This is a genomic window from Oribacterium parvum ACB1 (assembly GCF_000238055.2).
Taxonomy (GTDB): domain Bacteria; phylum Bacillota; class Clostridia; order Lachnospirales; family Lachnospiraceae; genus Oribacterium; species Oribacterium parvum.
Window position 1 is genome coordinate 423,741 of record NZ_KE148312.1, and the last position, 12,311, is coordinate 436,051.

Consider the following 12,311-nt stretch of genomic DNA (forward strand, 5'->3'; position numbering starts at 1 on the left):
TTTTTCCCTCAAAATACTCTCTTACTTACTTCCTGGCTCATAAAAAAATCAAGGTCAGCAGGAACTCCAAGCCCGTACATACCGGCACCTACATTACAAAATCCAATCTTTAGCCCATCTTCAATCATCTCATTATAAACAGGTGCTACATAAAACTCATTATTAACTCTAATGTTTTTATCAATCATTTGATGCGCATATTTCACAAAGTCTTTGCCTTGCTTATAATTGTATATACCAACCGTTGCCTCATTAGAAATAACCTCTTTTTCTCTAACCATAGTTACATTGGCATTTTCATCAAACTGGATAAAACTCCACTTTGGATCATTAGCCGGCATGGTCATGATTAAGCCATCTTTCTCTCTCATAGAAGCAAGGTATTCATTAATATCCGTATCCACAAATTGATCGGAATTTGCAATCATTAATGCATCATCATTATCGATGTATTTCTCTGCTAAAAGTACAGTACACGCAGCACCTTCAGTTATATGATCTATAGTGATAATTTTACATCCGGGAGACATCTTCTCCAAGGCTTCTGCCAATCCATATTTATTTAAGTGCTCTTCTTGGCATATATAAATAAATCTATGTTCACAATTGGGTCTAATGTTTTTTGTTACATATTCAATCATCGGATGCCCAAAGACATCAATTAAAGGCTTGGGCATAAGATACCCAGCCTCAGCAAACCTACTACCTCTTCCAGCCATTGGAATGACAATGTTCAACATAATTCTACCCCCTCTACAAGATATTTATCATTATTCGCACCTGGCATTTTTACCACTACATTCATTGCATCTTCCAGAGCTTCAAAGTCTGTTGCATCTCCGGGTTCAACAACTACAATATCTCCTTCTTCGTAGATATGATCAAACATTCTTACTTTTCCTTTTATTATCACAGTATATTCTGTCGCAATTTTGTGATAATGTTTAGATTCTTTATCTCCCTTTTTATATGTTTTTACAGCAACCTCACAATCATTTGTCTTAAATAGAGATGGTTCAAAATTCCCAATAAACCATCCGGCTTTCATATTCTTTAATTGCTCCACTCTCATTTTAGACTATCCTCATATTCTTTGATTTTTGCCGGGGAATAAAAGGATCTATACTGTTCCTTTTCTATTTCAAAGCATCCTACTTTCTTCCCCAAAAGAATCAACTCATTGACAGAAGCAGAGATATAATATTTCCCCTCAAGATGGTTCTGCTTGAACAAAGCATTTTTTGCCGCTTCAACAAAATCCGAACCTTTCCTAAAATAATAAAATCCTGCAATCGCATCTTTTGATAAAGGTCGCTTTTCAGCTACCTCCAATACTTCATCTCCCATACAACGGGCATAACTCCATCGAGGATGTATATTGGGAAATGTAATCACTCCCGCATCTGCATTCATCCGGTGAAAATATCCCAGCACTTCAGTATAGTCTGTTTCTATGATTTGATCACTATTGGCAATAATTAAAGAGGTATCATTATCAATATATTCAAGAGCCATTAAACAAGTGCAAAGTGCACCCGAGGTCTGATTATTTAATTTTATTACTTTACATGCAGGCGATAAGATTCTAACCGATGAGTCTAGGTGGAATTTTCTACAATCTTCCTCGGAAAATACAAAAACATAGTTCTTCGGATCGAGACTTTTATAATTATCAACAACCAATTCCATCATGGTTTTGCCATTAATTTCCGTTAGGGGTTTAGGGAAATATGAATCTTTAAAGAACAGGGATGTCCCCATAGAGGGCAATAGAATATTAATCATTTTCACAATCTCCTATCTTTTTAGATATATTTTCATAATTAACATCATATACTGTTGCAACTTCCAATACAAAAGCCCCACTGGCTTTCCCCGCTTTTATACCGTTGGGGTTATCTTCTACCACAAGACATTCACACGGCTCAAGCGAAAATTTCCGGATTGCTGTATTATACATCTCCGGATCCGGCTTAGCCCTACTTACATCTTCATTTGAAATGATTAAATCAATATATGAACTTAACCCGGCTCTATCCATCATCAGTTCTATTGTATTTCGAATAGAATTCGAGCAAACCGCAATTTTATAGCCTTCCCTTTTTAGTCTTGATAATGCATATTCATGATGAAACATCGGATGACAACGCTGATAAACTAGTTCAGCTGTATAGGACTGTTTCATTTCATTTATAAAAGAATGTAATCCTTCAGGTAAATAAAAGCGCTTACTAAGCAAATCCAACTTTACCTTTGTTGGTAGGCCGTCAAATGTAGTCAAATGATCATAACGATTTATTTCTATTCCAAATAATTTTAAAGCTTTATTTAACGCTTCATAATGCCAATCCTTTGCATCTATCAATACACCATCCATATCAAAGAGAACTGCCTTGATTTTATTTCTCATCAAAAAACTCCTTTGCTTCATCCGGGTAATCAGTGCACAAACTAATTGCATTGAAGTCTAGTTTATAGCTGCGAATCTTTTCCCAAAATTTTCTATATTCCATGTTACCATGTAAATCCGGTGATACAAGACAAATCTTTTTTCCATTATCCAAATGTCTTCCCAACAATTCTTCCGTAATCCACTCAGTAGACCAGAATCCATCAATCCATACACCCTCAGCATCTTTATATAGCACCGGTTCTTCCACTTCGCTCTGACGTGTATAAAATTTTAATCCCTCTTCTCTAAATTCAATCATCTGAGGAACTGACATATCAAACAAAAAATAATTTGATATATGATATTTTTCCAAATATGATTGCAATATATCCTTTAACCCGTCTGCTTTAATATTTATCGCAAAACAATACTGGTCGTGAAACTCGTCAAGCCATTGGAATAGCTCCTCAGCATCTTGAGAAGAAGCATTCGCTATATTATGTGAAATTACCATTTTTCCGGCATAATCCCTAACATCCGACTCAAATCCATAACCTTTTTCTAAAGCAGTTCTTAAAGCTACCGGTGAATTCTTTTCTATCTGCTTATTCCAATAACCTCTGTGCGCTAATATTTTCATTATACTACTCCTATTTTCTCTGTATCTTTTTAATCAACGTGATAACAAATGAATCCATAACTTCATTTCTAGCCAATATCATTATTATTAAAATACTAAATCCCCAAAGAACAGAGGATAGAATAAGAAAAAGAATTCCTTTTTCTCCTACAATGATATGCAAGATATAAGTCACAAAAGCAATGAGCAAAAACAAAAAACATTCTCTGAAAAAAAAATATCGAGGTATATCTTTACTAAGAATGTCTCGTTCAAAAATAATAACAAAAGCTAAAACTGACAATTCCGTCACAACTGTTGCTATTACAGCTCCCATCATTCCGAGTCTAGTAATAAAAAATACATTTAACACAATATTTTCAATTGCTCCAAAGAAAATTGCAAACATACTAAACTTTTCATGCTTCAATGGAATCATAATCAAATTAATAATCACTCCACTAAAACCGACAAATATATTACATAAGCCAAATGCAGAAAGAGCAGTTGAACTGGAACGAAAATTACTACCTACAACTATATCAATGACATATCCGGACATGAAAATCAGATAACAACTTATGGGTAAAGCCATCAACTCCACCAGATAAAATCCTTTTCTAATCATGCTGTCTGCTTCATCCTTCTCATTCGAGGACCTGAGAGCAATGATTCTGGGAACAAAGACTGTAAATACCGCTGCAATGATACTATTAAATACCCTGTATATTTTATTTGCCGCACTATAAAGTCCTACATTTGTGTCCGTTGATAAAAAGCCTAACATTACGACATCCAGGTTTGTATAAATACTAATAGCTGCAGCAGATGCAAAAAAATACAGTATCGGTATAAAGTGCCTCTTAATATCCTGATAACATGTATGTGTAAATCCCAAAAATCTAATAATATATATATTATTTGCCAAAAACGATCCAAGCTCAACTAAAATAAGACCTATACAGTAAAACAATGCATCACTTGATTTACGAACAAACAAAACAATCACAGCCAACGATAAAGTTCTAAAAAAAAGAGTCCTTTTCGTTATATATCCATACTTTTCGATGCCCTGAAAAAACCATTGCGCTTGAAGCCCATTTGAAAGAATATTAATCCCTGCAATCGCTAGAAAAAGACTATTTTCCCTTAATTTATCTATTGAAAAAACAAAAAGTAAATAAACCAAGATACTGAAAATACTTGTCGCGAAATTTATAGTCATAAGCTCCATGGTCACTTTTTTTAGTTTTTCATAGTCATTCCCAACCTCCGCACAAGCTCTTATACCATATGTCGGAATCCCCAGTGCTGCAAACATAGAAAAATAAGAGGCAAAAGATATAGCAAAAGACACCTTCCCTATTCCTTCTGCGCCAATAATTCTTGATGCATAAGAAAAGGCAATCATTGGAAAAATATACTGGGACAAGGATAATATTAAATTCATTATAGCATTGTAGCGTATTAAATTTTTGCTCATATTTTTAACCAGTTTTTTACTTTAATCAAGAAGGGCGCATATCTCCTTCCTATATATTTCAACTTACTCTCTCTCAAAAATTTTTTAAATTGTTCTATTGAAACTTGATGATCTCGGTGAAAAAGTATTATGGCATCTTCATTGTTCGATGTAGGGTTAGAACTCCAGTGTGTTCCTATTTCCTTCTCAATAGAATTACAGGATTTAGGATGCGTGAAACTAACATCTTCCATAATCCCCCATGGAGACCAGTAATTAAGCGTACGAAATCTATAGCCTTTTTCTAAATATAAATACAAAATATATAGATAATAATCTGTTATTTTACGCTCATTAAACAAGTCATCTAAATTAGGCCGAGAATATAACCACTGATGAAAGTCTTTAACATTTTCCGAACAATAAACCGGAATATCACTAAACCAACAATTTAATAAATAGTTATCTGTATCTCTTTTTAATTCCTGATTATTTTCAAGTCCAAGCATATATACTGTTGTTTTTAAGATATCATGCAACAAATAGGACTTATTACAAACTAAAAAGCTTTGTTTTTTCCAAATTGTATACAATACTTCCGTAACATTCGCAGATCTAATAAACAGGCACTCACAATCTACGACCGCTATATAATCATACTTTTCATACAAATTAAAAACCCCGAATAATTTTTTTACCGTTACCGGACTCTTGTACTGGTTTAAGTTGTCAGGAATAACCAGAGAAAGTAGAATTTCTTCAGGAAACATCTTTTTAAATTTCTCTTCAAAGTGTTCTTTGTGAGTTTCATAAGAAAAAATGTAATAAATATCCTCCTTGATGCCATACTGTATTTTTGATTGGTAAAACTCTAGAGCATAATTAAAATCTCTTTCTTTCTCATAAATGGGACAAATAATACAACTATTCATATTTTCATTCCTCTTCCAGCTCAATTAACTGTCTTTATTGATTTCACCACAATTATGTTAAGTCTTTTATATAGTATTTCAATTAATTTGTCAGCTTCCTACGTATAAGTTTTCCCTTATTAGTTTGAATGGAACAAATAATGGTTAAAAGTAATGGTACTAAAAAGGAAAATTCAAAAATATTTTTTATAAGAGAAGCAGAGAATGGATCTCTAAAAAAAGTAAATGCTAAGTTTGCACTTATACAAGAATATATAATTTGAGATAAATCACTCTTGTTAGCCTTTAAATAACGAAGTAGAACCGTCATAATTGCAATAAAACAACAAGTTCCAATATATCCAAAATTACACATAAAGGACATAAATGCGTTAACAGCTCCGAGTGGATTAAATACCTCATATCCGACATCCTGTAGACCAATCATCATGCTAGCTTTGTTAGGTAAAACCACTGTTGGAATGAGATTTATAAAGGATGATAATAACGGATATGGAAATTTAATAATTGGTATCTGATAATTATCCAAAAAATGCACTAAAGAAAAAGATGTAAACACACTTTCTAGAGATATTAATTGCAATCCATTTAAAATTGAAAAGCTCATACCAATACGCCAGATTCCGATTATTCCTATTCCCAAAAATCCCAATGCAGTGATAACCGCTGCTTTCCAATAATGAAGCGGTTTATAAAAAGTAGACATAAAAACAATCAAGCTCACAAATGAGGTAACAATATACAATCTTCCCCCAAAACCCAACAACACTATTGATGAGATAAGATATACAACAAATAATGGATTAATAAAACTTTTGTAAAAATTCTTTTTTTTTGATTTAAGAGAATAAATAAAATAAACCGAAAAAATCATCAATAACAATGCAGACATCGTTCCCACATAATTCGTTTTTCCATTATTCTCCGTATATCCTTTGAACAAATCTGATTTCGCCTTATATGCCATATACAAAAAATAAGCAAAACTAATTATCTGCCATTTATACAATGTCCACTTGGAAAAAACATAGTATTTTTCTGATTGACTACTAATCGGCAGCATATTGCTTAACATAAACACGAAATATAATCCAAAAAGTAAAATCACATAAAATGTGAGTTTCGAATCCGATATATTTTTATATAAACTCTCCCATAGAACACCACCAATTTCAGGAATTGTTTCACCCACAATTATTGGAAATATAAGATAGTACCAAAACCCAATGGAAAATAGTAAAATGTGATTTACTATAATTCCAGCAGGAGACATACATTTTACAAAAGTATAAATACAAATAAGAATTGATATTAGAATGCATAGAGGCATAACCATATATTTTTATTCCTCCCACTAAAAAATATCATAATTTCTAGCTAAATACTCCACCACATATTCTGTTACCGCATCGTGCATAGGTACAAAATCTTTAGAATAACCAAAAGACCTCAATTTATCCATCTCAGCTTTAGTATAATACTGATATTTTTCCTTTAAGTGTTCCGGCATTTCTATATATTCAATATTCGGTTCCATATCTAAAGCAAGAAATGTAGCCTCTGCTAAAGCTTTAAAACTCTCCGCTTTACCCGTTCCCACATTGAATAAACCGGAAATGTTATCATTGTCTAATAACCAAGTAATAACTGAGCAAATATCCTTTACATAGACAAAATCTCTGAGTTGTTCTCCATCCTTATATTCCGGATTACAAGATTTAAATAGTTTAATTTTTCCGGTTTCTTTAATTTGTCTGAAACCATGAAAAACCATACTAGCCATTGAGCCCTTAAAGTATTCATTAGGACCAAATACATTGAAAAATTTTAACCCCACATGCTGCTTCGGAAAATGAGCAGCTTGGTATTTCACCCATAAATCAAACAACTGCTTGGAATATCCATATCCGTTCAACGGTAGTAGAGAATCAATATTCATCCTATCATCAAATCCAAGTTTTCCATCTCCGTATGTTGCCGCACTTGAAGCATAAATAAAACTAATTTGTTTCTCGGCACAGTAGTCCCACAAACTTTTTGTATATTCAAAATTATTCTCCCATAAATAATCAAAATCTTTTTCTGTGGTAGAGGACTGTGCACCTAAATGAATAATTGCCTCAACGTTTTTGTAAGAAGGTAATTCCATCAAAAAAGCGGATTTATGGACATATTTGATGAACTTCTTATTTCTGATATTCATCCATTTTTCTGTTGAAGCAATATTATCAACAATGACAATATCAAATCTTCCGAGATCGTTAAGAGTCCTAACGACACATGAACCTATAAAACCGGCTCCACCAGTTACAATAATCATTTTTACTCTCCTATTGTTTTATCTTTTCAATTATCTTTGAAGTTGACTTTCCTTCCACAAAAGGGATAAGTACCAATTGACCGCCCCTGTTTTCCACGATGTCCTTCCCGACAACTTCATCCGCTGTATAATCTCCACCTTTAACAAGAACATCAGGCTGAATCTCCTTAATTAACTCATAGGGTGTGTCTTCCTCAAAAATCACTACATAATCTACAAATCCAAGTGAGCAAAGAACTTCAGCTCGATCTAATTGTTTATTAACAGGTCTTTCCTCTCCTTTCAGTCTTCTAACTGAATCATCACTGTTTAGACCAATAACTAATTGATCTCCCAGTTTGGCTGCCTCTTGCAAGTATCTGACATGTCCTACATGGAGAATATCAAAGCACCCATTAGTAAAAACAATCTTTTCTTTTTCATGCTCTTTCCTAAAGTTCTGTATTTTATTTCCAATTAGAAGCTTGTGAGAAAACAGATCTTTTTCATTTGCCAGATAATCCTCTATCTCCTTCCAGTACACTGAAGACGTCCCTACCTTTGATACTTGAATACCTGCGGCATAATTTGCAATCTCAACAGATTGAAAAACCGAAAATCCATTGACCATGCAAGTAGACAAATAGGCAATCGTCGTATCTCCCGCTCCGGAAACGTCAAAGACTTCTCTACCTACTGACTCAATGAAATATGGCTGATCTTGACCAATTAAAACCATCCCTTTCGCTCCACAAGTTGTCAGTATATAATCACTATCACATTTTACTCGCAGCACCTCTGATGCTTCAATCAATTCCTCTTTTGTTGCAACCGGCATTCCTGTAAGTAGTCCGAGTTCTTTTCTATTCGGCTTTATAAGTGTAGCGCCTTTATACTTTTCAATATTTCTATCTTTAACATCAATTATGACCGGAATCTTATTTTTCTTCGCAAGTAAAATAATCCCCTGGGTTAGCTCATAAGTCAGTAAACCTTTCAAATAGTCGGAAATCAATATTAAATCAAAAGATTTTAAATTATCTTCGAGCTTACTCAATAACCATTTGCATTCTTTTTCAGATATCTGAATGCAATCTTCTATATCCAGTCTTAGTACCTGTTGATTATTTATAGCCAAAAATCTTATCTTTTCTGTTGTTTTCCTCTCTGATTCTATTATTAACTCTGTGCTAATGCCTGATTCTTGTAATAGAGATAATAACTTTACTCCGTTCTCATCCTTTCCAACAATGGACATCATTGTAACATCTTGTTTAGCAGCTATCAGGTTTGCAGCCACGTTAGCCGCTCCCCCAAGAACACTTCGCTCATTATCTTTACGAAATACCGGCACCGGTGCCTCAGGTGAAATCCTGCTTACATCTCCTGTGTAATAGGTATCAATCATGATATCGCCTACAACCAATATTTTTTTCTTATTCACTTTCTGAAAATCATACATTTCTCACCTGCTCATTCCAACTATTCGCTTGTTTCAATCCAGTAATGACATAACTTTTGTAAAAACTTCCTCTGTAGTGACTCCATCAATACACTCTTTATTATGTTTGCAGCTAGTAGATAGACATGGCTTGCACTCTAACTCTTTGGAGATGATTCTAAGTTTTTCAAACTCATTTTCTACATATGGTTTTGCCAACTCCGGATCAATGGGTCCAAAAATCACGCAAGTCGGAACCCCCAAGGCAGTCGCTATATGTCCTGCACCACTATCATTACATATCAGCAGATTGCATATTGCCAATCTTCTTACATAAGTTCGGATGTCCGTTTTACTGGTAATAAATTGTGCTTTTACAGATATCGCACTATTTCTGACGCGAGCGACAGCCTCCTCTTCCTTTGGTCCTTCAAAAATAATAAAAACTGTATTCTCATTATTTAACCTTTCCAGCAAACGGTCAAAATGTTTCCATTGTTTTATTTCTAAACTAGCTCCCGGATGTATGCCAATAATTGTTTTACCAATTAATTGATGTTCTAATTTATATCTATCATTTTCTTCTATTTCATCATCATCAAGATATAATTTAGGATACTTATCGCTCTCTTCATAATCACATCCTATCTTTTGAGCAAAAAAAAGTTTATCCTCAACCAAATGTTTCACAGTATTTGAAGGAATAATTATATCTGTAAGTAATCTCTCTCCCCCTGTATAGTTATAGCTAACCTTTCTTTTTGCACGACAATAATGCATAAACAAGATATATCTTAAATCACCTCTCGGTTCAATTGACACATCATACTCTTCCCTATTAATCTCTCTATATACTGTTTTTAAATACCTGATATTTCGAATGAAAGCCCATGGACTATTTAGGATTTTACTATCTACAAAAATAAAACCATCAATAAGACCTTGATTATGCAAAATATCCTTTGCCCATTTGTTACATACCAATGTAATTTTTGCGTCCTTTGTGTTTTTTCTAATAATCCGCAAAAAAGGAATTAACATTACTATATCCCCGATAAGTGTCGGGTCAATAATCAATATCTTCTTACATTTCTTTATGTCTATAATTGAATCCGATTTTTTCTTATGAAAAAATATACTTAAAACAAAATTTAAGAATTTTAAAATCTTTGTTTTTTGAGGATTGAACTTTTTTATCATTTAGAATCTCCAATTACTGCTAAACAGTTTTTAGTCCTGTAATATAGATATTGAAAACTAAGTCTTTTTAACTCTCTCCCCCAAAAACGTCACTAATAGCTTGTAAGTATTCATATTTGTATCTTTCATCCGGCTCCAAGTAGGCTCCTTCTCCCCACTCATTCCACGCATTAATATAAAGAAATTTTCGATTTCCATACTTTGTCCTTAAGGCTTGTAAATGTTCCCTAAATAATTCCGGTGAAGAGTTTATATAGCATAATCCAGAGCTTCCAGTTCTAGGTGTATTATCCCACTGAGGAAATGTTCCAGGAAATACATTTTCCGACAATACAGTGTTTTCGATGTATTTATAGATCATTCCAATATCAATTTTATGTTCTAACAGCTTGTTTTTTCTTACTCTATTTAAAAGTCTACTAATTCCTGTCCTAAATAAGTATTGATATTTATCTTTGCCATTTAATAAATTCTTCAAGACATATCCGGGTTCAAACTCATATATTGCATCTATAAGCTCCTCTCTTATATCAGTACCTTTAGACGTAGCCCCAGAAACAATATACACCCCCGCATATCCTTCCTGAATAGCTAATCTATTCCAACATTCCAACATCTCCTTAAGACATGTAATCTCTTGGCTATGATATATATTAATTACAGGTTTATTGTCTATTTTTATATACCTTTTATCCCGAAAAAAAGTATTTAAATATTCAAAATGTTTTATCCATGCAGATTCATCGCCATATCTTTGTTCCAACAGAATCGTGCGTTCTTGTGCATACCAATTTCTGCTCCAAGTCTCATTAGCCCAACAAATACAATAATTAATATCAATTTCTTTATGGTCACGTAAAATTTCCATTGGTCTTTCCAGAAGTTGTTTTCCTTCAAACCAATAGTGATAAATACAAAATCCGTATATTCCAAATTTTCTAGCAAGTTCAGCTTGCCAGAACCAAGTTTTCCCAGAATTATTAGATAAGTCATAGTAATTATTATCCAGTGGAATTCTAGGCTGATAATGGTTTGCAAATAGGGGTTTTGCATTCTTAACTGCTGTCCACTCAGTGTATCCTTTTCCCCACCACTTATCGTTTTCAGGTATGGAATGAAATTGAGGTAAATATAATGCTAAAATCTTCACGCAATCTTTCCTTTCTACTACAAAAATCATTTCAATGTAGGCATTAGCCGTCTACACCATTATCATCTTCACTAACTCTGTACCTACACATTCTAGGATGTACAAAGGACTATAATGATTTTGAATATAGCATCGATATCTTTCTCGTATTCTTTCTTTACATTCTTTCCAACTCTTTTGTGTACTGACTCCACCGGTTCTGAAGTTCGCAAGAACTTTATCTAAAATTGAGATTTTTTTTCCATTTTTTCTGGCTTGAAGAAAAAATTCAAAATCATCATATATTCCCTTACATTTATATCCTCCCGTTTCTTCATATAATGCTTTTGTCACAAAACAGCTGGGATGATTCCAGTGCCTGCTAGTAGGAAAAAAATCCTTTTTTGAGCGCTTAACGAGAATACTTCCATCTCCCGTTACTATATTTATGTTTGCATAAAGATAATCAAAATGGGTATTCTTATAGTTTTCTACTACACATTCAACCGCATCCAACTCATACCAATCATCGGAATTAATGATTCCAATGATTTCTCCTGTTGCAGCAAATATGCCTTTATTCATTGCATCATAAATACCGTTATCTTTTTCAGAACTTATAACAAACTTTATTCCTTTTTTCCGGAAAGCATCCTCATATTCTTGACATATTGAAACCGTATTGTCTGAGGATAATCCATCTACAATTCTATATTCGATATTTTGATAGGTTTGATTCAAAACTGATTCGATGGTCTTTCTAATCGTTTTTTCACTATTGAAAGAAACTGTCACTATAGAAACCAGTATATTTGATGTTGTTCCCTCAAACATATC

Annotated in this window: 13 protein-coding genes; all 13 read right to left on the reverse strand. The window is 33.4% G+C overall.

The genetic code is table 11. The features are described from left to right. Positions 1-8: 8 nt before the first annotated feature. The gene (locus tag HMPREF9625_RS02070) at positions 9-740 is read right to left on the reverse strand and encodes a glycosyltransferase family 2 protein (RefSeq protein ID WP_009535354.1); all 732 of its coding nucleotides are present in this window, start codon (positions 738-740) and stop codon (positions 9-11) included. Beyond that, the gene (locus HMPREF9625_RS02075; protein ID WP_009535355.1) at positions 734-1,072 is read right to left on the reverse strand and encodes a hypothetical protein; all 339 of its coding nucleotides are present in this window, start codon (positions 1,070-1,072) and stop codon (positions 734-736) included. The genes HMPREF9625_RS02070 and HMPREF9625_RS02075 overlap by 7 nt, the downstream gene beginning before the upstream one ends. Beyond that, positions 1,069-1,785 (reverse strand): glycosyltransferase family 2 protein, encoded by a 717-nt coding sequence (locus HMPREF9625_RS02080; RefSeq protein WP_009535356.1) that lies wholly within the window; start codon positions 1,783-1,785, stop codon positions 1,069-1,071. Before HMPREF9625_RS02080 ends, HMPREF9625_RS02075 begins: the two co-directional genes overlap by 4 nt. Beyond that, on the reverse strand, positions 1,778-2,410 hold the full coding sequence (locus tag HMPREF9625_RS02085) for an HAD family hydrolase (protein WP_009535357.1): 633 nt from the start codon (positions 2,408-2,410) through the stop codon (positions 1,778-1,780). Before HMPREF9625_RS02085 ends, HMPREF9625_RS02080 begins: the two co-directional genes overlap by 8 nt. Beyond that, a complete protein-coding gene (locus tag HMPREF9625_RS02090) occupies positions 2,400-3,032 on the reverse strand; it encodes a PI-PLC domain-containing protein (RefSeq protein WP_009535358.1) in 633 nt (210 codons plus the stop codon). Before HMPREF9625_RS02090 ends, HMPREF9625_RS02085 begins: the two co-directional genes overlap by 11 nt. 10 nt (positions 3,033-3,042) lie before the next feature. Then, a complete protein-coding gene (locus HMPREF9625_RS02095; RefSeq protein WP_016361583.1) occupies positions 3,043-4,494 on the reverse strand; it encodes a flippase in 1,452 nt (483 codons plus the stop codon). After that, positions 4,491-5,405, reverse strand: coding sequence for a hypothetical protein (locus HMPREF9625_RS02100; protein ID WP_009535360.1), 915 nt, complete (start codon positions 5,403-5,405; stop codon positions 4,491-4,493). The genes HMPREF9625_RS02095 and HMPREF9625_RS02100 overlap by 4 nt, the downstream gene beginning before the upstream one ends. A gap of 82 nt (positions 5,406-5,487) precedes the next feature. Next, positions 5,488-6,741: an oligosaccharide repeat unit polymerase gene (locus tag HMPREF9625_RS02105; RefSeq protein WP_009535361.1), complete on the reverse strand. Its 1,254-nt coding sequence runs from the start codon at positions 6,739-6,741 to the stop codon at positions 5,488-5,490. A gap of 18 nt (positions 6,742-6,759) precedes the next feature. After that, positions 6,760-7,725: an ADP-glyceromanno-heptose 6-epimerase gene (gene rfaD / locus HMPREF9625_RS02110; protein ID WP_009535362.1), complete on the reverse strand. Its 966-nt coding sequence runs from the start codon at positions 7,723-7,725 to the stop codon at positions 6,760-6,762. Between the two features lie 10 nt (positions 7,726-7,735). Beyond that, positions 7,736-9,166, reverse strand: a complete 1,431-nt coding sequence (gene rfaE2, locus HMPREF9625_RS02115; protein ID WP_009535363.1) for a D-glycero-beta-D-manno-heptose 1-phosphate adenylyltransferase — start codon at positions 9,164-9,166, stop codon at positions 7,736-7,738. 33 nt (positions 9,167-9,199) lie between these two features. Further along, a complete protein-coding gene (locus HMPREF9625_RS02120) occupies positions 9,200-10,345 on the reverse strand; it encodes a glycosyltransferase family 9 protein (protein WP_009535364.1) in 1,146 nt (381 codons plus the stop codon). Positions 10,346-10,412: 67 nt separating this feature from the next. Further along, positions 10,413-11,495, reverse strand: coding sequence for a glycosyltransferase WbsX family protein (locus HMPREF9625_RS02125; RefSeq protein WP_009535365.1), 1,083 nt, complete (start codon positions 11,493-11,495; stop codon positions 10,413-10,415). A gap of 51 nt (positions 11,496-11,546) precedes the next feature. After that, positions 11,547-12,308, reverse strand: coding sequence for a glycosyltransferase family 2 protein (locus HMPREF9625_RS02130; RefSeq protein WP_009535366.1), 762 nt, complete (start codon positions 12,306-12,308; stop codon positions 11,547-11,549). Between the last annotated feature and the right edge of the window lie 3 nt (positions 12,309-12,311).